Origin of the sequence: Pseudoflavonifractor sp. BSD2780061688st1 E11, from assembly GCF_005844125.1 — a bacterium.
Taxonomy (GTDB): Bacteria; Bacillota; Clostridia; order Lachnospirales; family Lachnospiraceae; genus Sellimonas; species Sellimonas catena.
This window is the reverse complement of record NZ_SPHM01000034.1, coordinates 12,240-33,684: the sequence shown is the minus strand read 5'-3', so window position 1 is coordinate 33,684 and position 21,445 is coordinate 12,240. Positions and strand designations below refer to the sequence as shown.

Genomic DNA, 21,445 nt, shown 5'->3' with positions numbered 1-21,445 from the left:
CCCACGTCGTGTACCTGTGAAAAAATCAACAAACCTCCGCCAGCCCTTGGAATTACTGGGCTGGCGGAGGTTTTACGTTCATCGGGGACGTGTTCCGGTGCACCGGAACACGTCCCCGATAATAGTCAAAATTTAAAACCGTATCCATTTTTTGAGTTCTTGATAGATCCGTGCGATCGGGAGGCCGACGATGGTGTTGTAGTCTCCGTGTATGCCGCGGACGTAGATGGCGAATGCGCCCTGAATTCCGTATGCGCCGGCTTTATCGTATGGTTCGCCGGTGGCGAGATAGGAATCAATTTCAGTGTTTGTCATTGGATAGACGTCCACATCGCTTTTTTCAAAGAAGGTATTTGTCTTTGTGTCTGCACCGTCATGGAAGATAAGGCTGACGCCGGTGTAGACTTGATGGGTATGATCCTGCAGAGACTGGATCATGTGTCGTGCTTCTTCTTCGCCGGATGGTTTTCCGAGAATCTTTCCGTTGTTTGATACGATCGTATCGGAGCCGATCACAAGAAATGGTTCTCCTGGATGGGAGGCAAGCCGGTCTGTGTAGACGTTCTGGGCTTTTTGTTCTGCAAGTTCCTGCACAACGTCTTCCGGGCGGGAGCTGGTGATGTGCTCTTCGCAGGAGGAAGGACAAACCACATGCGGGATTCCGGCCTGGGTCAGAAGCTCGGTGCGTCTTGGGGATGCGGATCCGAGGACGACGGTAAGGTCGGCAAGGGACAGCGTTGTGTTTTGCACTGTGCAATCGGAAGAAGCATAAGATTCAGCTGTTTTACATTCGATGTTTCTTTCTTCCCCTTTTTGTTCCGCTTCTTTCTGAGTTACTGTATCGTATTCCGGGTGGGAATCCGGATCAAATACGAGAATCTGTACGCTGTATGGCTTCATGGTCAGCTGTCCGTTCATTGTAAAGCGTGTGTCTGCTGCAAGATCGCGGACCTCGCCCTGCAGTTCGCCGTGATTTGCCGTAAATTCGGTTCCTTCAGCATTGATGGCAACAAAAATCTGTTCCCGGTCAGTCCTGCGCTCGAAAATAAGCTGGCGGTTGGTAATCATTACATTTCGATAGGAACCGTTGCAGAGTGCATCGCTTTTCTGGCGGAACGAAATCAGCTTTTTAATATAGGAAGTCAGTTCGTTTGGTTTTGGAGCGTCAAAGCAAGGACGGAGCGCGTAATCGTTGTCCGGTGCTTTCATGCCTTCTTCTCCCCATTCGCTTCCATAATAAATGCATGGAATTCCCGGCATCGTCATCAAAGTACCGTAGACCGGATACAGATGTTCTTTCTGTTTTAAGATGCTGGCAATTCGTGTGACATCGTGGTTGTCCACAAAGGTCATGAGATGCTTGCCTCGGTAAATACACCATTGTTCCGGGCCGAACTGCCGATTCAGAGAATGGGCAATCTCAAACAGATTCATATCATTGAAACTGGAAAAAAGTCCTTTGTAACATTCATAATTGGTGCAGCTGTGCAGCATGTCATCGTTGACGATCTGATTGTAGTCTCCGAATAAAACTTCGCCGATCAAGGCAAAATCCGGTTTGATGCCGGAAACAAAGCTCCGGAGCCGCCGCATAAAATTGTGATCCAGGCTGTAAGCCACGTCCAGGCGCAGCCCATCGATGTCGAAGGTGTCAATCCAGTATTTGACGCAGTCCAGAAGATAGTCCACAACGGCAGGATTTTGAAGATTCAGTTTGACCAGTTCGTAGTGCCCTTCCCAGCCTTCGTACCAGAAGCCGTCATGATATCCGCTGTCCCCGTCAAAATTAATATAGAACCAGTCTTTATAAGGAGAATCCCATTTCTTTTCCTGAACATCGCGAAATGCCCAGAAACCGCGGCCGACATGGTTGAATACTCCGTCCAGTACCACACGGATTCCGTGGCTGTGGAGCGCCTGGCAGACTTCGACAAAATCATCATTGGTGCCAAGCCGGCAGTCAAGTTTACGGAAATCTCTTGTATCATATCCATGATTATCGGACTCAAAAATCGGATTCAGAAGAATGGAGTCCACTCCAAGATCCGAAAGATAATCTGTCCAGTCGAGCAGTTTGCGGATACGGGGAACGGTCTGGCCATCGTTGTGCACCGGTGCACCGCAGAACCCGATTGGATAGATCTGATAAAAAATACTATGATAAGCCCACATAAAAAGCCTCCTCATTTCTGTTAGTTTGTGCTATTCTATTTGAAAAAGAATAGTATCAGTTTAGCACGACAAAAAATAAGATTCAACGGGTCCCTGCGCAGAAAAGAAAACGGGACCTGAAACTACCGAAAAATCAAGAAAAAAAGTGAAAAAAAGGTTGACACAGAAGAGGCAGCATAATATAATAAAGCAGTATGGCGTGAGAAGAAAACAGTTTGCACCAAAGCCCCGGAGCGGACTGATTTCCCAATAGATACATGAGTTTATAGAAGAAAATAGAGATTGTAAACAGGAGGTCAACCAATGAAGACTTATATGGCTAATCCAGATAAGATTGAAAGAAAATGGTATGTAGTTGATGCAGAAGGACAGACATTAGGTCGTCTTTGCTCTGGAATTGCAAATGTTTTAAGAGGAAAAAACAAACCGGTTTATACACCGCACGTAGATACAGGAGATTACGTAATCGTAATCAACGCTGACAAAGTTAAAGTAACAGGTAAGAAGATGGATCAGAAGATCTACTACAACCACTCCGAATATGTTGGCGGAATGAAAGAGACAACTCTGAAAGAAATGATGGCAAAGAAACCGGAAAAGGTAATTGAGCTTGCTGTTAAGGGAATGCTTCCGAAGGGACCTTTAGGAAGAGCAATGATCAAGAAACTTCACGTGTACGCTGGACCAGAACATGCTCATGCAGCTCAGAAACCAGAAGTGCTGACATTTTAAGGAAAGGTTGAGAGGAGGAAATTACAGTGGCTAGTGCAAAATTCTATGGAACAGGAAGAAGAAAAAAATCCATCGCAAGAGTATATTTAGTACCGGGAACAGGTAAAATCACAATCAATAAAAGAGATATCGACGAGTATTTCGGACTTGAAACATTAAAAGTAGTAGTTCGTCAGCCGCTCGTTGCTACAGAAACAGCAGATAAATTTGACGTTTTAGTAAACGTACACGGAGGCGGATATACAGGACAGGCTGGTGCAATCCGTCATGGTATCTCAAGAGCATTACTTGAGGCAGACGCTGAATACAGACCAGTATTAAAAGCAAACGGATTCCTTACACGTGATCCACGTATGAAAGAACGTAAGAAATACGGTCTCAAAGCAGCTCGTAGAGCACCACAGTTCTCCAAACGTTAAGCAAGCGTTAATCGGGATTACCCAAGAGATAATCGAACAGTTATTGAAATTGCAGGCAAACCCTGGAAACATCACGTTTCCGGGGCTTTTCTCTTTGTCCTGGAAACGCGGTGGAACGTAGGGAAACCGGGTGAAAATCACCGGATTAGCAGCGCGTTTGTAACACGTTTGCAACAAAAATATCTTTACTCAAGAGTCTTGTTTATGGCGTCAATCAGGATCCGTACATCCAGATGGGTGTAGACCTTTTCAGTCAGTGTCATGGCTCCGGAATGCCCCACAATTTTCTTGATGACCGTTTCCTGCACACCGGCTTCGGACAGCATGGAGATACAGGTGTGGCGGGTGCAGTGCGGTGTCCGCTGGATACCGATCTGCTCCATCAGGGGTGTCCAGTAACTGTCAAAGTAGTTGCGGTACTTGAACGGTTTCCCGTCTTCTGTATGGAGAAGATATTCACATTCCGGGCAGGAGTTGTACCAGTTCCGGTAGAACGGGAGCAGCTTGTCGGCAATGGGCACTTTCCGGATACCGTTTTCTGTTTTGCTGTCGATCACATCAAAATACTGCTCATCCAGGTGTACATTTACTTTTTTCAGGGACAGGAATTCGGAAATCCGGGTGCCGTTATAGAGCAGCATGAGGACAATCTGGTAATATTTATCATCCTGCATGGTCCAGATCCTGTCAATCTCTTCCCTGGGAAATTTGTTCCTGCTGTGTTTGTTCGGGTTCCGGTCTTTGTACTGCGCGATATCCACGTAGGTGGAATAATCTTTGTTGCAGATATCATTCTTCAGGGCAAATCCGTACAGCTGGTTAAACAGGATCTTTACTTTCTTCAGTGTCGGATAATTTTTGCCGCAGGTATCGATCACCTGCTGAAGATCCGCCAGCTTCAGGTCTTTGAAAACCCGGTGGTAAAGGAGGGTACAGGCCTTGTAGGAGGCTGTGTATCCTTTTACATTGCTTTCAGATACGGTCGGATATTTCTTCTTCGACCATTCCTCGTACACCTCGGAAAAAGTCATTTTCGCGGCTTTCGTATCATAGGGATTATGATTATAATCAGCCAGCATCTCCAGCCCTTCGGATTTCGTCCGGGCATAGCCGATGATAATATATTCTGCAATCTTCTTTTCTTTTACGGGATCGATCCGGTATCCTGTTGTCTTGCGGACCATATATGGTTTTCTCCGTTTTCCGGATAATTTCACTACACTTCCGTAGCCGTTTGGTAATTTCATTCAGTCATTGCTCCTTTCTTTTGAAGGACTTATGATCTGAACTGCTCCTTTAAAAAGGCATTCCGGCGGCTGATGCGCTCTTCCTCTGTCAGTTCTTCCGTTTCCGTTTCAGACAACGGGACAGCTGCATAGTAGGCCAGTGTCTTGTCTTTCCAGTCCTGATAGGAACTGGCAGAATGGCCATATGCAGCATATTCCTCTCTGTTTTCCCTGAATTCTTCCAGGAATAAACACATATCTGCATTTTCAGAGGACGACAGGTCTTTGCCATTGAAGGTAATGGAGCACTCCCAGCGGTCGTGTTCCGGCGGACGCTTCACATCGATCCGGAAGCCGAGCTCCCGGATCTGATCCAGCTGGAAGAGAAACTGCATGACGTCTGCCATATTGGTCAGCGGCTTCTCCTGCGTGTCATAGCCGGTCAGATAAGTAGAAGTGGTGTCCAGTACCCCGGCAAGCTCGTTGATCATGGCGAGCGACACTTCAATCTCTCCGCTTTCGTATTTCTGGATTGTGCGGAGGGATTTACCAAGTGCGGCTGCCAGCTGAGTCTGATTCATACCTTTTTGCTTTCGGGCAGTTCGGATTCTCAGTCCGATCTGTTTCGTATCATGTTTCATGATTGAATTCACCTCTCTTTCGTCCATCTTATCACATTAAAATACGAATTACAAGTGCGGATTTTTAGAAATACATCTTGACGCACGCAATTTTAATGCGTATAATAAAATACGAACTAATAATGCGGTTCGTGTGCAGAGAAAGGAAATAGTGAAATGAAAAATGCACTAAAAATACGGATATGGAATCCGGAAGGAGGTGAAGAGAATGGAAAAGAAAATGTATGTGGAGCTGCCGCCGTTTACAGGCAGAAATGTTCCGATCAAAGAGATCGCCCGGGCAATGGGAAAAGATCCCCATTACGTCCGACTTGCCATCCAGCAGGGTGTCGTCAAGTTCGGAGTGGCCATGAAGGTGGGAGACGCCAGCGAATTCAGTTATTACTGTCCGGACCGTAAAGTCTGGGAAGAAACCGGATACTTCCGGGATGTGACAAAAGAAAAAGCCCATGCATGATCGCAGGGGCAAATTCTCCAGAGGTATTGCTACACTCTGACCTAGCAACTCAAGTATAGCAAATACCTCTGCGAGATACAATGAAAAATTTCAGCAGAGGAGGTTATAAGTGAATATATTTCAGGAAGTAAAATCATACGTTACCGCAAAGCAGGCGGCGGAGCAGTACGGGATCCGGGTCGGCAGGAACCAGATGGCATGCTGTCCGTTTCATGACGATCATCATCCCAGCATGAAAATTGATACTAATTATTACTGTTTTGCCTGCGGAGCAAAAGGAGATGTGATCGGGTTGACCGCAGGGCTGTTTGGTCTGTCGCCTTACGAAGCGGCCAGCAAGCTGATCGCAGATTTTCAGCTGCCGTTGACAGCAGAGAAGTGTCAGGAAAGACGAAAAAAATACAGAAACAGGAATCCGGTTTCTGTCAAAGAGAAGATGACAGACTGGCACCGGCATGCGGTAAAAGTCCTGACCGACTATCTGTCATGGATCCGGTTCTGGAAACGGTTCTACGGATTGGAACCGGACGCCTTTGAGCAGGAACAATTTCTGGAGGCGTTGGAAAACGAGAGGAAGATCAATGATTATCTGGATATTCTTCTGGCCGGAAGCGGAGAAGAAATTGCAGAATTCTTTATCTGTAAGCGGAAGGAGGTGGCGGAGATTGAGCAGCATGTGGAACGATATCAGCGAAGAGTCCATGCGGAAATTAGAGCGTATTGCAGAAAATGAAATGCTGACTCAGGAAGAAATCCGGGAGAACCTGGACGTGACAGAGAAAGGCAAGATCCGTCAGTCGATCCAGAACTGCAAATATGCGCTGGAGCATGATCCGTATCTGCAGGGAGCAATTTGCAGAAATGAAATGACCTGCCAGATCGATATTATGAAAAAGGTTCCATGGAAACGCCGGGGCGTCCAGATGACGGATACGGATATGAACAATCTGTCCCTTTATCTGGAAAAGAATTACGGATTGACCAGTGACAGGGTGATCGCCAAGGCGGTGGATATTGTGGCAAACGATAACAGCTTCCATCCCATTATTGATCTGCTGGAAAGCCTGACCTGGGACGGAACGCCGAGGATTCACAACATGCTCAACCATTTCTTCGGGGCGTCTGATCCGGAGTATTCCGGTGAGATCATGAAAATGCATATGCTGGCGGCCATCAGCCGTCTGTATGACCCGGGGAAGAAATATGATATCATGCTCTGTCTGGTGGGCGGACAGGGAACCGGGAAATCTACATTTTTCAAATATCTGGCGATCCGGGATGAATGGTTTACCGATGATGTGAAACGTTTAGACGATAAGCGGGTTTATGAGTATCTGCAGGGACACTGGATCGTGGAAATGTCAGAAATGAACGCGGTGGCCAATGCCAGGAGTATTGAGGAAACAAAATCATTCCTGAGCAGACAGAAGGACACCTATCGGATCCCTTATGAGAGACGGGCAGAAGACCGGTACCGGCAGTGTGTATTCTGCGGAACTTCCAATGATCTTGCATTCCTGCCCTTTGACAGGACAGGTAACCGCCGGTTCGGACCGGTCAGAGTATGCCCGGAAAAAGCAGAAACGACCATTTACAGTAATGAGAAAGAGTCCAGGGAATACATCCTGCAGGCATGGGCGGAAGCCATGGAGATCTACCGCAGCGGAGATTTTTCCCTCACATTCTCGCCGGATATGGAAGATTATGTGAAAGCACTCCAGAAAGAGTTTATGCCGGAAGATACCCAGACGGGCATGATCCAGGCGTTCCTGGACCGTTATGAGGAAGACTATGTATGTTCTACCATCATTTATCAGGAAGTGTTCCACCATGAAGGGATGGTGCCGAAATGGCAGTCCAAAGAGATTGGCGACCTGATGGATAATGAGATCATCGGATGGGAAAAACACGGGACACACCGGTTCCCGGGAAGCCTTGGAACTCAGCGTTCCTGGAAACGGATCCATCCGAAAAAAGACGGGGACGGCTTTATAAATATAGATGAAAATACAGAGCTGCCCTTTGAATAAAAGATAACTTTTAAAATGTTTTGAGCCTTGTTTACAAAAGTTTGTTTACACAAAAATGAGAAATCTGTAAACAAGAACCTGTAAACAGGATGAAAAAAACTTTGAAAGTTAAAAACCAGAGAAAAGGAAACAGCCCGGATACGGGCATAAAATAACAGGCGGATACGCCGGAAACCAAGCCCTCGGCGCTTGAGAGCGAAATACACCCATCGCGCAGATCTGAAGATCTGCACTCTGTGTATTTCGCGACTGCGTCGGGCCGGGACGCCCCGCAGGGCGGATCAGAACCGAAAGACCGGTTCATTTCTGACGTACCACCGCCGGAAAGGAGATGTATGGCAAATGGAAAGAATTGTTTTATCCAGACGGTCAAACTGCCTCACGTCCGGGGCAGGGTACGTTATATCTCGGATCCAAAGCGGCAGGAAAATCTGTATGCTGCCTATACCAGTGCGGATCCGAAATTCTGGCAGTATCTGTCAAAGGAGAATCAGGCGGATTTTGCCAGAAGCGGAACGGAAGGAAAATGTATTGAGGCCAGGGAACTGATCATCATGCTGCCGCCTGGCCTGATCCATTATGATCATGACACGCTGCTGAAATATTTTACTGCGAAATTTGTGGAACGGTACGGTGTGGCTGTGGCAAGCGCCCTTCACCACAATAAACGGAAAACCAATCTTCATATCCATCTTATTTTTTCAGAGAGAAAAGCTTATGATGAGCCGGTGGAGAAGATCGCTTCAAGAAATATGTTTTACGATGAAACAGGGAAACATGTTCGGACAAAGAAAGAAATCCTGGATGAAAATGGAGAAATCCGTTCCGGCTGCAGGATCATCAAAAAAGGGGAGGTTTATGAAAAACATTTCTTCCAGCCTAAGAATCCGGAATTCAAGTCAAAAAAATTTACAGAGGATATGAAATATTTCTATACGGATCTGATCAATGAACTGGTGCAGGATCCGGCAGAGAAACTGAAGGTGTTTGATAAGAACAGTCCGTATCTTCCCACCAGAAAGGTCGGGAAGAATAATCCGAAAGCAGAGGAGATACGGATCGATAATTATCTCCGGCAGGAGTGGAACAACATGGTAGACCGGGCGATAGTGGAAGGTGTGACCGAAGAGGAACTGCGCTTTGCAAAGAAAAAAGAGATCTCAGATCCGGCGGCAGAATCCATCCGAAGGTCAGGGTGGAAACCGGAGATTTTCCGGACAATCCTGCAAAAGGCGATTGGAAAGCTGCGAGGCTTTATCCAATATATCAAAGAACTCCGGAATGCAGAATATGACGAGAATGGACAGCCAATATTTCACCGTGACCTGAAATTTGATGTGACGCCGGCGCCGCTGCCGGAGATTGTAAAAGGGAAAAGACCATCTTCAGCAGCACAGGAAGCAGAAGTAATGAGGCTGGATAACATTCTGCAAAAGATGAAGAAAGCAGAGCAGAGGATCTATGCTGTCGAGAAAGTTCTGATCCGGCTGGAGAAAGAACGGCAGAATATTGACGGGAAATGGTTTCACGGAAAAGAAAAGAAGGAGCTGGATCAGAAGATTGCCGGAAAACAGCAGGAACTGAAAAAAGCGAAGGCTACACTCGCCGGAATACCTGGACTGCATGGATATGAAAATGCACTGGCAGTGAAAAAAGCATATACAGCTGCAACGAAGGAACTGGAAGAAATCCGCAACAGGCAGAAAGAATGGGATCAGAAAAGTGTTCCGGAAAAACAGTATCTGGTGATCCGAAGTAATAAGCCGGAACAGAGGGCAGAGCGGCAAAGTGTACTGGAGCAGCTGGATAAAAGGAAAAGGGAGATGGAAAAGAGGCAGCGAACAAAGAAACGGGGATATGACAGAGATTGTCTGTAAAAAAATAGCAGTTGAAATAGAACGGATGTTCTGATAAAATCAAATCAGGCACTGCCAGAGAACGGTAGGCGGTTAGTCCTTCGGCAGAGGGACTGAACCCTCTGATTACATAGAAATCTCTGCAAAGAGAAATCTTGGAAAGGAGGGCAAACTTATGAGTGATTTCGAAATGCTCTCCATCGTTTTGATGATACTTGGTATTGTCGTTACGATCTTGATAGCGTATATAGATCACACAAAAAAGTAACCGCCCCTCAGCCAAAAGTGTGCGGTTACTTTTTTGTAACTAATTTATTTTTGGACTAACCGCTTATCGGTAGTGCCTGTTTCTATACTTATATTAGCAAAGTGAGGAGCGGATGTCAAATTGTTTAAATTAGACCGCTGAAGAATTCGGAAATTTCCGAGTTAAAAATTTTGCTGAGCGCAACAAGTTCGCTGATTTTGATATTCATTCGGTTGGTTTCAATTTTGGCATAGGTGCTTTTGGATATTTCAATTCCCATGAGCTGAAGGCGGGCGATTACCTGATCCTGCGTCATATTTGAAGCTTTTCTTAATCGTTGGATATTATGGCCGATATCCATATCCGGTCTGAGTTTCTGCATATCTGTATAACTCCTGAAAATTCGTAATAAAGAAATATATCTTGATTGTATGCAGTATTGAGATTATAATGTTTCGTAATAGGGAAATGTTTCGTAATAGAGAAAGGATGGGCAGAATATGTATGTAGATAAAATATTTGAGAGAGCAACAATCAGGGGAGTTGCGGATTATCTTCTGTTTGGCCTGGGACCGGATGAAGATGACAGGAGTTATGAGGAACGGCTGGATGAGATTTATATGAGATTTGAAAAGACTGTGGGAAAGTATGATGAAAACCCGACTTCAGAATTGCTGGATCTGTGTAATGAACTCAGCAGCGAGACGGCCAGCGTGTATATGGAGATTGGACTGCAGGCAGGAATATTGCTGATGGTGGATATGGTTAGGAATATAGAAAGAAAGATAACACCGGAAAAGAAAATAGTATAAGTGTTACTATAAATTGGCTATCTGATATGATAAGATAATAATAAGAATTAGAATTTGCAAAAAGGCAAATATAGAAGGAGGATGTAAGTATATGAAAAAGAAATTATTAGTTTCGGCACTTTTGTTTGCGATGGGGGCTAGTGTATTGACCGGATGTGGCGGAGGAGAAAAACAAGAAGAACCTGAAGAAATTGTTTATCTTGAGGAATCAGAAATCGATAGTCTTTTTACAAATCCAGAAGAATATGTCGGCAAATATGTAAAATTAAGCGGGCAATTACTGGATGCACCGGAAACAGACGGAGAGACGACGGCAATTCAAGCATGGCATGACGTTGAAAATTATACGCAAAATTTTATTGCTCATACTGATGCAGCAGATGGAATTCAGAATCAGGATTATGTTTGGGTTGACGGTAAGATTGATGGAACATTTTCTGGAGAAAATGCTTTTGGTGGCAGTGTTGAGTGTCCGCTTATTGTTGATGCAACAGTAACAAAAGGATCTTATATGGAGATTGTTGTTCCTGCAATAGCGGAAATAAGTCCTGCGGTTAGTCAAGATCAAAATGGAATAGTAGTAACGGTAGATAAAGTGGAATATGCTGAAGATGAAACAAGAGTGTATGTTACGATTAATAATGGAACAGATTACAATTTTTCATGTGGAACATATTCGGCCAAGTTACTTATAGATGGAAAACAAATGGATCAGGATACTATGAGTCAGACACTTTATAACAGTCCTGAACTTTCAGAGCTGTCTTATGAAGTTATGGCTGGAACAAGTTCTTCAGGAACGCTCATTTTCCCGGCAATCGAACAGGGAGTTGCTTTCCAGTTTATATTACCGGATGCATATAGTGATAATTATGATTTGATGTTTACAAATTATATGATTGATGTTCCTGCACAATAAGGACTGGGAGATGAAATGAATAAAAAGAAAATAACCATCGCTGTTGTTTTAGTAATAATAGTAGCTGGCATCTCAGGCATTCTGTTTTATATGTGTTATCATAGATGGGACAACGCCACTTGTACTACGGCTAAAACGTGTAGTATATGTGGCAAAACGGAAGGCGAACCATTAGGGCATAAATGGACAGAAGCGACATGTGAAGAACCGCAAATATGTAGTGCTTGCGGGGAGGCGAAAGGGACAGCCTTAGGACACAAATGGGAAGAAGCTACTTGTGAAATGCCTAAAATATGTAGCGTATGTGGTAAAACGCAAGGGGAAGCTTTAGGACATGTTTTAGAAGAGTATACAGTAGTAAAAGAAGCCACATGTAGTGAACAAGGAGAAAAAGCAGCTGTTTGTTCACGATGCCAGAAGACTATAGTGGAAACTATTGATAAAGTAGAACATACTCCGGGAGAATGGGAAGTAAAAGAAGATTATAGTATTTCAGCACAAGCAATTATAACTCCTGGAAAGCAGATTAAAAAATGTACTGTTTGCAACAAAGAATTAGAATCGAAAGAATATACGGTAGAACTATCAACCAGTCAGAGAAATGCGGTTCTAAAAGCGTATCAAGAAATACAAAATTGGCATTGCGGACGTGATTTTTTAATCAATGATGTGTTGGTTGGATTTGATGGATATTCGATAGAAGATGCCACGTTTGCTGTGGATCATATAGATGTTGATTGGGACTATCAGGCTATTCTTTACGCAAAAGAGAATGGCGTTGGAGAATCGGAAAGCCAAATAACAGAGATGATGCAGTATTACGGTTTTAATCAGGATCAAATTGCTAAAGCATTAAAGGAAATTGGGTATTAGCTTTATAATCAATATTATTTTTATAAAATCCAAAGATTACATGTTGCTTTGGAAAGATATGTTCTAAGTATAAGGAGGAAAGTGGTATGCCAGATGTGTGTCCAGAATGCGGTGGAGATATCATTATAACTGAAGATTGGGATGAAGGTGTATGCTATTATGAATGTACAGATTGTGACTATTCAGAATATGCATATGATATTGATGAAAATTATGTTCCAGAAGGTTGTGCGGCATGTGGAGGTCCATATCCTCAGTGTAAAACAAGTTGCAAAATATTTGATGATTAATAGGTTATGTGATTATCGTTGTATATAGAAAATAAAAGAGAAAGCGTAGGGGTGAAAAATGAGCTTTTTTGAAAGTTTATTGGATGCTTTGTCTAATAAGGATTATTCTGATGGAGTTAAATGCCCGGTATGTAATGCATGCGCCTACTGGGATGAAGATGAAGCGCTTTGGGTTTGTTCTTCGTGTGGATACGAAATTCATGGCGACCAGTTGCAGTTAGATAAACATGGGAATGTTGAAAAAACATTAGAGATTGACTGGTACTGTGATGAGTGCGGTGCATATTTAAACGATCAATTGAATTTTAATCCATATGATAATGAATGGACATGTACAGAATGTGGATATGTTAATGACATTACCAAGGATAATGTTTGGTAAGGAATAGGAGCGATAATTATATATGGATAAAAGAGATGTTGAAGAATTTATTGAAGAGATGGAAGAAATAGGTGACGTGTGGCAGGAAGAAGATGTTGAGCGAGTTTATGGAGAATACACTCTAGCAGAGGCATTGGCTGATAGGAAAGCATCAATAGGAATTTTTGGAGATATTATTTCTAAAGTGTTAAACCGGTAACAGGGGATTTGTGAAGAATGAAACGGGTTGAAAGAAACTAATTAGAGAGGTGTCCTCAATCGCATTCAGTCTTCGACGGTTTGTAACGCATCTGCAACAAATCCCTGTAGAATCCCCGTATTTCCGCCATTTTCGGTTACCCAAACGTTAATCGGATACAACAATATACGATTCAGATGCCGCAAGGCGCTGCATGGCCTCCCAGGACAGTTGTTCTGGGAGGTCTTTTTTCTTTCCACTAAAGATACATTTCAAAGGCTGTCAGATACCTGCTGGACAGGGATTTTCTTATATTTCTAATGGAATATGTTTTTTCATCACTGTGAGTGTTTTACCCACAAATATCGCAGAAAGGATCGTTGCAATTCCAAACCCTTTTAAATCATGCAGGAAAGCAATTCCTAATATAACAGATATGATTACCATAAAAATATCATAGTAGATTTTAATTGTTCCAATATTTATATTTAGCAGGCGCGCAAGTATATTCACAGTTCCATCCGGCGGATTTTGTACTAACTTCATTGAGAGCATAAGATGCATTCCAAGTGCAGTACATACAATGCTCATAATCATTAGAAATATTTTAAATATCATATCTTCAGCATTAAAACTCATAATATTTTTGAAAAAATCAATGATAATGCCAAATAAAAATGCCACTGGTATTTGCAGTAATACCTTAGCGTTGATTAACTTTTTTTCAAGAATGTATTGAATCATACTATTGCAAAAGTGAAACAGCATCGTCAGCGTTCCAAATGTTAATGGGGTCAGATACCCCAACACATATGGAACACTGCTGATCGGCGATACTCCAAGTTCGCATTTCACGCACAATACAATCCCTAATGATACAGATATTACTCCTATTATATAAATGCCTAATCGATATATCAAATTTTTCATATTTTCATACCTTCTTCTTGTAGTTATCTGCATTCCGGCAAAGGTGGGCTTTGTTATTTTATTTCCTGTTTATTTTGAAATACTTTTCCAAATAACCAATGTGTAAATGGTGCTGTGGCAAACATATTCCAGAAAAAGGCCATTGGGAAATTTTTTAAGGTTGTTCCTATCCAAATTGCTGGCAACTGAGAAAGCGGGGCGTTGGCAAAAATAATATTGAAAAGAACAGACGCTACCAGACTCATAGTTGGGCACATAACTGCAATCGTTCCAGCTTGACGAAGCAACTGACAGATGTAAGGATTATCTTGTTCTGGATTGTAATGTTTTGAAGCGATTGCACTTCCAATTCGGTTCCCCCATAAATTTGAAAACAGAATAACAAATAATCCCATATAAACTGCTTCTTTTAGTGCGTCTAAAAAAACAGCATTTGTCATATTACTTAAACCGCCGACAGTTAAGTTTACTCCCTCTTTTATGGCGATATTATAAACTTCCATTCCATAAGCCATTGCATATGACATAATAATTCCGAAAATAAATCCCTGAAATTTATTTTTTGGCATACTCCACTTCTCCTCCTAATAACAAAAATAACGTGTAGCTTTCTTTGCAACTGGGATTACGCATGAAAGCTACACGTTGTGTAATAATTATACAAAATTATTCTCTGAATTTCAAAGGACATTTTAATCAAAATTTATTCTTTGCTTCACTTTATCTGTAGAGAGGCCGGATTTAAAGAAAAGGGTTGACGAAAATATTCTATTGTATTGTTTAAAAGGTGGAAAAGAGTTGGAAATAACACTTGAAACAGAACGTGTGTTCTGATAAAATAAAGCCAGGCACTGCCAGAGAACGGTAGGCGGTTAGTCCTTCGACAGAGGGACTGAACCCTCTGATTACATAGAAATCTCTGCAAAGAGAAATCTTGGAAAGGAGGGCGAACTTATGAGTGACTTCGAAATGCTCTCCATCGTTTTGATGATACTTGGTATTGTCGTTACGATCTTAATAGCATACATAGATCACATGAAAAAGTAACCGCCCCTCAGCCAAAGTGTGCGGTTACTTTTCGTAACTAACATGAATTTGGACTAACCGCTTATCGGTAGTGCCTATTTCTATGTTTATATTAGCAAAGTGAGGAGAGAATGTCAAATTTTTTAAATCAGATGATGAAGTAAACAAATTGTCAGTTGAAATGAAAAGGCTACTTTTATAAAATAGCATGCTTTACGGCTGTGAAATCCAATGTCCCTTTTTTGTTCCACAAGTCTTGGTATAGTAGTTGTGTAAAAGAAAAATGCTACTTACGAAGAAAAGGAAGGAGATGGATCATTTCACAGATGATTCAGTATTGACGTTCGCTTTGGCAGAGTGGGCCTTAGAATATGGAAAAGTTCCTTTAGGAGATTGTGATACAGTGGCTGCTATGGCAGGGGGGATTGCTTTTGCATACTATAAAAAAATCCCGGAAGAAATTTTAACTCATTGTTTGGACTGCCTGGATGAAAGACTATTGAATATATATTACAAGTTTAAAGAGGTATATATTGATTAACACGTAAGAAGTTTATAAAACTGCATCACAGTACCTCCGATCTGCTGCTGTGTGATGTTTAGTCTTTACTTGTTTACTTTTGGAGAATACAATGCAGTAATAAATGAAAGAGGAGATTGACAGGAAGAGAAAGATGAGTGTTTTTAAGAAATTGTACAATATCACATTGGAAGAATACCTGACTCTTTTTGAACAGATGAAACAGGCAGCCCTCTGTGATATGGATTTGTTTTCGGAAAAAGAAAAGTATACAGGAGATATTCAGCCGGGTTCATTCTTAGGCGTAAGGCTCCGATACCGGGACGATGAGGACTGTCTGTATGCCGACTGTTCATCGCTGGGACCGCAGCCGTTTACCAGGCTGCACCCGTATCTCTGGCGATTTATGAAGGAAGAGTCGGAAGAACTCCTGAGCGACCAGGATTTTGATGAACCGGCGGAAAATAAGTTTTACTGGGAAGTAACAAAATATATTCGTTGTAGGGAATGCTTTTACAGGCAGTATGCAGTGACGTTTTCTCTGAGACTGGAATTGCTGGGAGTTGAAGCATATCCGTATGAGTTTGAATACAGGTCATTTCAGGATTCAAAATATGTGGAATACTTTACGGAGGAACAGAAGTTTATCCTAGGACATGCGGGGCAGCTAAAAGAGCCGGTGAATGTCATCCTGCCCTATCATCCGGGAGATATCCTGTATGTGGATGCGAATCCATTCGGGAAACCATTTTATGCAGTATATTGTGCAGAGACGATATCAGATAGAGAGCATTTTGAATGGACGAAAAAGGAGTATGGATTTTATAAGCGGGAACACCCGTGCCTTTATATTTCAGAAGACAGACAAGGTCCGGACATCATGAATCTGTGCGGATGGTTTACGGATTATATACCGTTTCCCTATGCTCCGCTTGACCGGATTAAAGTAGTGGATGCGTGTGATGATCCGTCTCTTCTAAAGGGTTCGGCGATGTTAAAAGAGGATCCGGCTGTTTTTCGGAAATGGATTAAATGGAAAGAAGAGTAAGCACCTCATTGTAGAAATCCAGCACGAGTTTTTCTGCATAAAAGACGCTGCTGGTCTTCCAGGCATTGATCTGATCCGTTAAATAGCGGACGATGTATTTTTCAAACAGGTCGGTTGAATATTCATAAGTATAAGTGTCTGTGCGGCTCTCGTTTTGCAAAGTTGCCTTCAAAGTGGAGAAATCTGCGCCAAAATATTCGAATGACAGGAAGAACCGGCCATATTTTGTGTTGAATCTGGCAGTCAGTTTATAATTCATCCAATCTGTATCGGTCAGAGTCAGTTCGCTGTAAAGGCGGTCATAGCCATATTTATTTTCATAGCGCATGTCTTTTGAAGTCAGTTTCGGAAGTTTCATAATTACATCCTCGCTTTCATTTATCTGTGATTAGAGTATAAAAATTCTAATGCACCAAAAAGGGTGCATAAACTGTATTATTCTATGAGCAGAAAATAACCAGATGAAATGATATGTAAGGAGAACGATTATGGAATTTAAGTTTGATAATTCTGAGAAATTGTTATTCGAGTATTTCGATGAGTTGTTTGACCAGTATCTGCATCGGAAACAGAGAGAGCAGGTAGAAAGTTTTCTGATGCGGCTCCGTTATGAAGAAGAGAAGGACCTTCTCCATGAAAAGATCGTTACATATCCCGAATATGTACAGCAGTTATGGTTTGGAGCTTATCTTGGGAAAATTTTCAAAGAAAAAGGGCGGATGTTCCGGATCGGGGTAAGGCAGTGTCCGTTTCTCTTATATCTTCTCCATCTTGCCTCTTATGATGTCTTTGAACAGGAAGGGCTGGAGAAACCTTATCTTTGCAGACAGACGGAAATCGGGATCTATCATTTTATGACAGAAGAGAACTGGTATGATCTTGTGAAAAATGAAGCAGATCTGGACGGCTTTTTCGCAGGGACAGGTTTTCAGTATCTGTGGATCGGCGATGAAAAGGAACGGAAGCCTTGTGGACTGACGATCCTCCCGATAGAAGAGGATCTTCGGAAGTACAGTTTCTGGGAAATGGACAGGTTGCCGGACGGGACGATCTGTTTCAAAGACGAATTTATCCCGGAATTTGTCCGGAAATCAAGACAAGCGAAACGATACTGGGTGTCAATCAATATCTGCCGGCTGTCAATAGAAGAAGAACTGCTGATCAGGAAGCATAAACCGCAGACAGAAAAAGAGATGAAAGACGTTATAGCGATGGCGTGGAAGGGGAGTTCCAAATGGCAGATACTGGAGAGATTTTACCAGCTGGAACATTTAAAGCTTTTGCCGTGTGTGATATGATGGGAGCAGGTAAATATTTGCGAAAAAACACACCAAATAAAAAGGAGAAACAGAGGATGATTGTTTATGAGTATGTGATGACAAGTGACAGTGGCTTTGCACCAAATCCATTTTACGGGGCATGTACATTGGCATGCTGTAAACCGAAGATAAGAAAAGGTGTTGCCAATGAGATATTTGGCGAAATATTTGGAAAAATAAAGAAAACACTTGCACCAAATGAGCGTTTGACTAAAAAGAAAAAAGAAGAAATATTAAAAGACTTAAAAGACTTAGGTTTAGAAGCAACGGAAGAAGAAACGGAAACTTTTGACAGCCGGATTAAAGACTTGTTTTTGTGCGGGAATGAGAGATTGTTAAAAAAATATATTAAATGCCAATCAAAGGAGGCGTTCATTAAGAATCATAATATCTATATTATAGGACTTGCAGGCAAACAATTAAAAGAAAAACTTGGGAAAGCGGGAGAAGATAAAAATCCGATGGTTTTCGTCATGCGCGTCACTGATATGTTGACGTATGATCAATATTATCATGATGATAAGTATAAGGAGAAGATACCGCATGGATTTAATGTAGTCGACGCGAATGGTAATACCAGTATTAACTGGTGCGGTGATAATATCTATAAAAGTGTAGAAGGTCAGAATGCTGTTGCAGGAGAACTGGCAGTAAAAACGGCATTTCATCATGAAAATGGATGCGTGGAAGAAAATAAAGTACATGATCTAGCTGGGGAATATGTACTGGTATCTGATGCGGGAAACTTTATCTATTATGGGAAAAAAGCAGGCGAAGCACCAGATGTTGGGGAAGCATATAAATATGTCGGGCATAAAAAAATTAATTTTATTGATAAGTCAGGCGATAACGAGGCATTAAGAAAATTCCTTTGCGGTTTTGATAAGATTGAGAGAAAGGGTGTTATCGCACCGCCGATCAACAGCATGATTAGAATGGAGGATATCAGATGAAGATTATAATTTCCAGAAAAGGATTTGATAATGCGAACGGGAAATGTGCCAGCCCGATTCTTCCTGACGGGGATATGGTATCTATGCCAATCCCGACGGATGAAAGCAGCGGTCTCAAATTTGAGGAAATCTTCTATCAGGGACGGACTTATGCCCAAATGTGGAAAGAATTGAGTGAAAAAGCATATCATCTGTATCCTTCTGGGTTTTGTCATCTGGATCCGGACATCCGGGAAGATGTCAGAAGCGAAAAGATACCTGGTTGGAAACCTGCGTTCGGGCAGACGGGAGCGGCACAAGGCTATCTGCAGGGACAGAATGTTGATGTTGGTGATATTTTCCTTTTTTTTGGAACATTTCATCAGACAGAAGAAAAGGATGGGAAACTGTCATATTGCCGGGGGCGACGTGGGAAGAATGTGGATTTTTATGTGAAATTAGATTTACATATTATATATGGCTATCTGCAGGTGGGAGAGATTATTACAGATCCAGGCAGAATAAAAAGAGAATATCCATGGCATCCTCACAGTCGCTTTAGTGACAAGAATAATGTCCTTTATATTCCTGCGGACAAGCTGATCATAAATGGTGAAGATCAGGGAGTAAAGGGGTATGGTGTTTTAAATTATGACAAGAAAAGAGTGTTGACAAAAGAAGGACGTTCAAAAGGCAATTGGATAAAAAGAGTATTTTACATGCCAGAAAATGTTGCGGGAAATCGCAAGAATTCTTCTAAATCCGAAGATGCGCTATATTATGCGGGGATATGGCAGGAGATTGTATTAAAAGATACAACGGAAGAGTTGATTGACTGGGTAAAGGAACTGATATTGTCATAAAGAGGAAATAATATGTACGGAAAGCAGCCTAAGAAACTATTGATCATGAATATCCTGGATATTCTGAAGAGATATACCGATGAAGATCACCGCCTCAGCCAGAAAGAGATCGTGGAGATCCTGGACCGTGAGTATGATATGAAGGTGGAGCGGAAAGCCGTGAAGAGAAATCTTCTGAATCTGATTGATTACGGGTATCATGTGGAATACAGCGAGTCTGTCAGGGTAAACAGAAGAGGTGAGGAAGAGACGGTTTATTCAGACTGGTATCTGGAACGGGATTTCACAGATGCTGAACTCCGTCTGCTGATCGACAGCCTGCTCTTTTCCAGACACATTCCATACAGTCAGTGCAAAACGCTGATCGAGAAACTGGAGAATCTGTCCAACCGGTATTTCAAATCCAGAGTAAAACATATCCAGACCATGCCGGATAATGAACTCCCCAATAAGCAGCTTTTCTATACGATAGAAATACTGGATCGGGCGATCAGCAAGGGGAAGCAGGTTTCATTCCAGTATAATGAATACTATACGGACGGGCAGCTTCATGCAAGGAAAGACGATTCCGGCCATGTCAGGACCTATATTATTAATCCATATCAGATCGCAGCGGTAAATGGGCGGTATTATCTGATCTGCAACAATGATAAATACGATGGTGTATCCAATTACCGGGTGGATCGTATTACTGATATCTGTCTTCTGGATACGCCAGCCAAACCGATGAAAAAAGTTAAGGGTCTGGAAAACGGGCTGAACCTTCCGAAACACATGGCGGAACATGTCTATATGTTTACCGGTGAGAGCGTACCAGTGACATTTCGCGCAAAGAAATATCTCCTGACCGATCTCTTTGACTGGTTTGGTAAAGAAATGCAGTTCCTGAATGAGACGGAAGATGAAGTGACGGTGCGGGTAACTGTCAACCAGGACGCCATGCAGAAGTGGGCGCTTCAGTATGCGCTTCATGTAACGGTGGTTAAGCCGGAGAGTCTGGTAAAAAAGATACGAGAAGATATCAGAAATGCTGCGAATAACTATCAAGTATAAAGTAAGCGTGGGAAAACACATTTAATCCGATTAGAAAGGTCCCTCTTGGTTCTAAATTTTGACATAGGACCAGAGTGAATGTGGTATAATAAGTGCATTTGTGCATAATTAATGGATGGAAATGCGCCGATGTTTACGGGATTCCGGGGCAGAATTGAAATATTGTCTCGGGGACACTTGCCGCCGAAGCAGACAGTTGAAAGCTTGTTAGAGACAAAGGTGTATGCACCAGTTGGCAATGAAAATGTACCAGTTCAGGATGAAAATGCACCAGTCGGGGATGAAAATGTACCAGATAATGAGGACAAGCCAAACAGTAGTAAACAGAAGTATATTACAATAAAATAGCAAGTGATAAAGTGCTTGAGGATAATAAGAGAGATGTATTCAGTCGTGTTCAGCCTTCTACGGTTTGTAACGCGTCTGCAACAAATCCCAGCTGAATCCCCGTATTTCCGCCATTTTCGGTTCTCAAAACGTTAATTTCACGTTTACGAAGAATATCAGAAGAATTTTTATC

At 42.4% G+C, this 21,445-nt stretch carries 25 protein-coding genes; 18 read left to right on the top strand and 7 right to left on the bottom strand.

The annotated features are described in order from the left end of the window. Window positions 1–132: 132 nt before the first annotated feature. Window positions 133–2,172 carry a Maf family nucleotide pyrophosphatase gene (locus FGQ85_RS19215; RefSeq protein ID WP_195481781.1) on the bottom strand — a complete coding sequence of 680 codons (2,040 nt, stop codon included), beginning with the start codon at window positions 2,170–2,172 and terminating at the stop codon, window positions 133–135. Window positions 2,173–2,475: 303 nt separating this feature from the next. Here FGQ85_RS19215 and rplM point away from each other — a divergent pair, with 303 nt between their 5' ends. Beyond that, window positions 2,476–2,904, top strand: coding sequence for a 50S ribosomal protein L13 (rplM, locus tag FGQ85_RS14010; RefSeq protein WP_087168485.1), 429 nt, complete (start codon window positions 2,476–2,478; stop codon window positions 2,902–2,904). Window positions 2,905–2,930: 26 nt separating this feature from the next. Beyond that, the gene (gene rpsI, locus FGQ85_RS14005) at window positions 2,931–3,323 is read left to right on the top strand and encodes a 30S ribosomal protein S9 (protein ID WP_087168484.1); all 393 of its coding nucleotides are present in this window, start codon (window positions 2,931–2,933) and stop codon (window positions 3,321–3,323) included. A gap of 185 nt (window positions 3,324–3,508) precedes the next feature. Here rpsI and FGQ85_RS14000 read toward each other — a convergent pair whose 3' ends face one another. Together FGQ85_RS14000 and FGQ85_RS13995 are read right to left on the bottom strand one after the other, a co-directional pair. After that, window positions 3,509–4,570 (bottom strand): site-specific integrase, encoded by a 1,062-nt coding sequence (locus FGQ85_RS14000; protein ID WP_138373748.1) that lies wholly within the window; start codon window positions 4,568–4,570, stop codon window positions 3,509–3,511. A gap of 29 nt (window positions 4,571–4,599) precedes the next feature. Further along, window positions 4,600–5,190, bottom strand: coding sequence for a helix-turn-helix transcriptional regulator (locus tag FGQ85_RS13995; RefSeq protein ID WP_070087365.1), 591 nt, complete (start codon window positions 5,188–5,190; stop codon window positions 4,600–4,602). 208 nt (window positions 5,191–5,398) lie between these two features. Between FGQ85_RS13995 and FGQ85_RS13990 the strand changes: the two genes are divergently transcribed. The 4 genes from FGQ85_RS13990 to FGQ85_RS13975 all read left to right on the top strand — a co-directional run bounded on the left by FGQ85_RS13990 (window position 5,399) and on the right by FGQ85_RS13975 (window position 9,554). After that, on the top strand, window positions 5,399–5,647 hold the full coding sequence (locus FGQ85_RS13990) for a hypothetical protein (protein WP_070087366.1): 249 nt from the start codon (window positions 5,399–5,401) through the stop codon (window positions 5,645–5,647). 109 nt (window positions 5,648–5,756) lie between these two features. Beyond that, window positions 5,757–6,380: a CHC2 zinc finger domain-containing protein gene (locus FGQ85_RS13985; protein WP_138373747.1), complete on the top strand. Its 624-nt coding sequence runs from the start codon at window positions 5,757–5,759 to the stop codon at window positions 6,378–6,380. Between the two features lies 1 nt (window position 6,381). Beyond that, entirely contained in the window at window positions 6,382–7,677 is a 1,296-nt protein-coding gene (locus tag FGQ85_RS13980) for a virulence-associated E family protein (protein ID WP_138373751.1), read from the top strand. Between the two features lie 335 nt (window positions 7,678–8,012). Next, window positions 8,013–9,554 carry a MobA/MobL family protein gene (locus FGQ85_RS13975; protein WP_138373746.1) on the top strand — a complete coding sequence of 514 codons (1,542 nt, stop codon included), beginning with the start codon at window positions 8,013–8,015 and terminating at the stop codon, window positions 9,552–9,554. Between the two features lie 371 nt (window positions 9,555–9,925). Here FGQ85_RS13975 and FGQ85_RS13970 read toward each other — a convergent pair whose 3' ends face one another. Beyond that, window positions 9,926–10,162: a helix-turn-helix transcriptional regulator gene (locus tag FGQ85_RS13970; RefSeq protein ID WP_070087370.1), complete on the bottom strand. Its 237-nt coding sequence runs from the start codon at window positions 10,160–10,162 to the stop codon at window positions 9,926–9,928. Window positions 10,163–10,280: 118 nt separating this feature from the next. Between FGQ85_RS13970 and FGQ85_RS13965 the strand changes: the two genes are divergently transcribed. From FGQ85_RS13965 to FGQ85_RS18445, 6 genes are all read left to right on the top strand, one after another. Continuing rightward, window positions 10,281–10,592 (top strand): hypothetical protein, encoded by a 312-nt coding sequence (locus FGQ85_RS13965; protein WP_138373745.1) that lies wholly within the window; start codon window positions 10,281–10,283, stop codon window positions 10,590–10,592. 91 nt (window positions 10,593–10,683) lie between these two features. Next, entirely contained in the window at window positions 10,684–11,511 is an 828-nt protein-coding gene (locus FGQ85_RS13960) for a hypothetical protein (protein ID WP_138373744.1), read from the top strand. 15 nt (window positions 11,512–11,526) lie between these two features. Continuing rightward, window positions 11,527–12,384, top strand: coding sequence for a hypothetical protein (locus FGQ85_RS13955; protein WP_138373743.1), 858 nt, complete (start codon window positions 11,527–11,529; stop codon window positions 12,382–12,384). A gap of 86 nt (window positions 12,385–12,470) precedes the next feature. Beyond that, window positions 12,471–12,674 (top strand): hypothetical protein, encoded by a 204-nt coding sequence (locus FGQ85_RS13950; RefSeq protein WP_087252738.1) that lies wholly within the window; start codon window positions 12,471–12,473, stop codon window positions 12,672–12,674. A gap of 58 nt (window positions 12,675–12,732) precedes the next feature. Continuing rightward, window positions 12,733–13,056: a Sec23/Sec24 zinc finger-containing protein gene (locus FGQ85_RS18880; RefSeq protein WP_087252739.1), complete on the top strand. Its 324-nt coding sequence runs from the start codon at window positions 12,733–12,735 to the stop codon at window positions 13,054–13,056. Between the two features lie 22 nt (window positions 13,057–13,078). Then, window positions 13,079–13,255, top strand: a complete 177-nt coding sequence (locus tag FGQ85_RS18445) for a hypothetical protein (RefSeq protein ID WP_158099234.1) — start codon at window positions 13,079–13,081, stop codon at window positions 13,253–13,255. A gap of 288 nt (window positions 13,256–13,543) precedes the next feature. Here the strand turns inward: FGQ85_RS18445 and FGQ85_RS13940 are convergent, their stop codons facing one another. Both FGQ85_RS13940 and FGQ85_RS13935 read right to left on the bottom strand, forming a co-directional pair. Then, complete coding sequence (locus tag FGQ85_RS13940; RefSeq protein ID WP_138373742.1) at window positions 13,544–14,164, bottom strand: DUF6198 family protein; 621 nt, start codon at window positions 14,162–14,164, stop codon at window positions 13,544–13,546. A gap of 53 nt (window positions 14,165–14,217) precedes the next feature. Next, a complete protein-coding gene (locus FGQ85_RS13935) occupies window positions 14,218–14,733 on the bottom strand; it encodes a DUF2798 domain-containing protein (RefSeq protein ID WP_138373741.1) in 516 nt (171 codons plus the stop codon). A gap of 767 nt (window positions 14,734–15,500) precedes the next feature. Between FGQ85_RS13935 and FGQ85_RS13930 the strand changes: the two genes are divergently transcribed. Beyond that, window positions 15,501–15,731 (top strand): hypothetical protein, encoded by a 231-nt coding sequence (locus FGQ85_RS13930; protein ID WP_138373740.1) that lies wholly within the window; start codon window positions 15,501–15,503, stop codon window positions 15,729–15,731. 133 nt (window positions 15,732–15,864) lie between these two features. Continuing rightward, window positions 15,865–16,758 (top strand): hypothetical protein, encoded by an 894-nt coding sequence (locus FGQ85_RS13925; RefSeq protein ID WP_138373739.1) that lies wholly within the window; start codon window positions 15,865–15,867, stop codon window positions 16,756–16,758. On the opposite strand, the gene FGQ85_RS13920 is transcribed toward FGQ85_RS13925, so the two are convergent. Beyond that, window positions 16,739–17,116, bottom strand: a complete 378-nt coding sequence (locus FGQ85_RS13920; protein ID WP_138373738.1) for a hypothetical protein — start codon at window positions 17,114–17,116, stop codon at window positions 16,739–16,741. The two genes, FGQ85_RS13925 and FGQ85_RS13920, sit on opposite strands and share 20 nt — an antisense overlap. A 130-nt stretch (window positions 17,117–17,246) precedes the next feature. Here FGQ85_RS13920 and FGQ85_RS13915 point away from each other — a divergent pair, with 130 nt between their 5' ends. The 4 genes from FGQ85_RS13915 to FGQ85_RS13900 are packed head-to-tail and all read left to right on the top strand — an operon-like array spanning window position 17,247 to window position 20,925. Continuing rightward, window positions 17,247–18,056: a hypothetical protein gene (locus tag FGQ85_RS13915; protein WP_138373737.1), complete on the top strand. Its 810-nt coding sequence runs from the start codon at window positions 17,247–17,249 to the stop codon at window positions 18,054–18,056. Beyond that, entirely contained in the window at window positions 17,993–19,030 is a 1,038-nt protein-coding gene (locus FGQ85_RS13910; RefSeq protein ID WP_138373736.1) for a hypothetical protein, read from the top strand. Before FGQ85_RS13915 ends, FGQ85_RS13910 begins: the two co-directional genes overlap by 64 nt. Further along, window positions 19,027–19,872 carry a hypothetical protein gene (locus FGQ85_RS13905; RefSeq protein WP_138373735.1) on the top strand — a complete coding sequence of 282 codons (846 nt, stop codon included), beginning with the start codon at window positions 19,027–19,029 and terminating at the stop codon, window positions 19,870–19,872. Before FGQ85_RS13910 ends, FGQ85_RS13905 begins: the two co-directional genes overlap by 4 nt. A 12-nt stretch (window positions 19,873–19,884) precedes the next feature. Next, window positions 19,885–20,925: a WYL domain-containing protein gene (locus FGQ85_RS13900; protein ID WP_033125187.1), complete on the top strand. Its 1,041-nt coding sequence runs from the start codon at window positions 19,885–19,887 to the stop codon at window positions 20,923–20,925. Window positions 20,926–21,445 lie beyond the last annotated feature (520 nt).

Bases quoted from the DNA above. Each gene is read 5' to 3' on its own strand.
- FGQ85_RS13975 (WP_138373746.1), top strand. From the start codon at position 8,013: ATGGCAAATGGAAAGAATTGTTTTATCCAGACGGTCAAACTGCCTCAC.
- rplM (WP_087168485.1), top strand. From the start codon at position 2,476: ATGAAGACTTATATGGCTAATCCAGATAAGATTGAAAGAAAATGGTAT.
- FGQ85_RS13930 (WP_138373740.1), top strand. From the start codon at position 15,501: ATGGATCATTTCACAGATGATTCAGTATTGACGTTCGCTTTGGCAGAG.
- FGQ85_RS13960 (WP_138373744.1), top strand. From the start codon at position 10,684: ATGAAAAAGAAATTATTAGTTTCGGCACTTTTGTTTGCGATGGGGGCT.
- FGQ85_RS14000 (WP_138373748.1), bottom strand. From the start codon at position 4,570: ATGAAATTACCAAACGGCTACGGAAGTGTAGTGAAATTATCCGGAAAA.
- FGQ85_RS13965 (WP_138373745.1), top strand. From the start codon at position 10,281: ATGTATGTAGATAAAATATTTGAGAGAGCAACAATCAGGGGAGTTGCG.
- FGQ85_RS13950 (WP_087252738.1), top strand. From the start codon at position 12,471: ATGCCAGATGTGTGTCCAGAATGCGGTGGAGATATCATTATAACTGAA.
- FGQ85_RS13970 (WP_070087370.1), bottom strand. From the start codon at position 10,162: ATGCAGAAACTCAGACCGGATATGGATATCGGCCATAATATCCAACGA.
- FGQ85_RS13935 (WP_138373741.1), bottom strand. From the start codon at position 14,733: ATGCCAAAAAATAAATTTCAGGGATTTATTTTCGGAATTATTATGTCA.
- FGQ85_RS13905 (WP_138373735.1), top strand. From the start codon at position 19,027: ATGAAGATTATAATTTCCAGAAAAGGATTTGATAATGCGAACGGGAAA.
- FGQ85_RS13940 (WP_138373742.1), bottom strand. From the start codon at position 14,164: ATGAAAAATTTGATATATCGATTAGGCATTTATATAATAGGAGTAATA.
- FGQ85_RS13910 (WP_138373736.1), top strand. From the start codon at position 17,993: ATGGCAGATACTGGAGAGATTTTACCAGCTGGAACATTTAAAGCTTTT.
- FGQ85_RS13920 (WP_138373738.1), bottom strand. From the start codon at position 17,116: ATGAAACTTCCGAAACTGACTTCAAAAGACATGCGCTATGAAAATAAA.
- FGQ85_RS13980 (WP_138373751.1), top strand. From the start codon at position 6,382: ATGCTGACTCAGGAAGAAATCCGGGAGAACCTGGACGTGACAGAGAAA.
- FGQ85_RS18880 (WP_087252739.1), top strand. From the start codon at position 12,733: ATGAGCTTTTTTGAAAGTTTATTGGATGCTTTGTCTAATAAGGATTAT.
- FGQ85_RS13900 (WP_033125187.1), top strand. From the start codon at position 19,885: ATGTACGGAAAGCAGCCTAAGAAACTATTGATCATGAATATCCTGGAT.
- FGQ85_RS19215 (WP_195481781.1), bottom strand. From the start codon at position 2,172: ATGTGGGCTTATCATAGTATTTTTTATCAGATCTATCCAATCGGGTTC.
- FGQ85_RS13995 (WP_070087365.1), bottom strand. From the start codon at position 5,190: ATGAAACATGATACGAAACAGATCGGACTGAGAATCCGAACTGCCCGA.
- FGQ85_RS13955 (WP_138373743.1), top strand. From the start codon at position 11,527: ATGAATAAAAAGAAAATAACCATCGCTGTTGTTTTAGTAATAATAGTA.
- FGQ85_RS18445 (WP_158099234.1), top strand. From the start codon at position 13,079: ATGGATAAAAGAGATGTTGAAGAATTTATTGAAGAGATGGAAGAAATA.
- FGQ85_RS13925 (WP_138373739.1), top strand. From the start codon at position 15,865: ATGAGTGTTTTTAAGAAATTGTACAATATCACATTGGAAGAATACCTG.
- FGQ85_RS13990 (WP_070087366.1), top strand. From the start codon at position 5,399: ATGGAAAAGAAAATGTATGTGGAGCTGCCGCCGTTTACAGGCAGAAAT.
- FGQ85_RS13915 (WP_138373737.1), top strand. From the start codon at position 17,247: ATGGAATTTAAGTTTGATAATTCTGAGAAATTGTTATTCGAGTATTTC.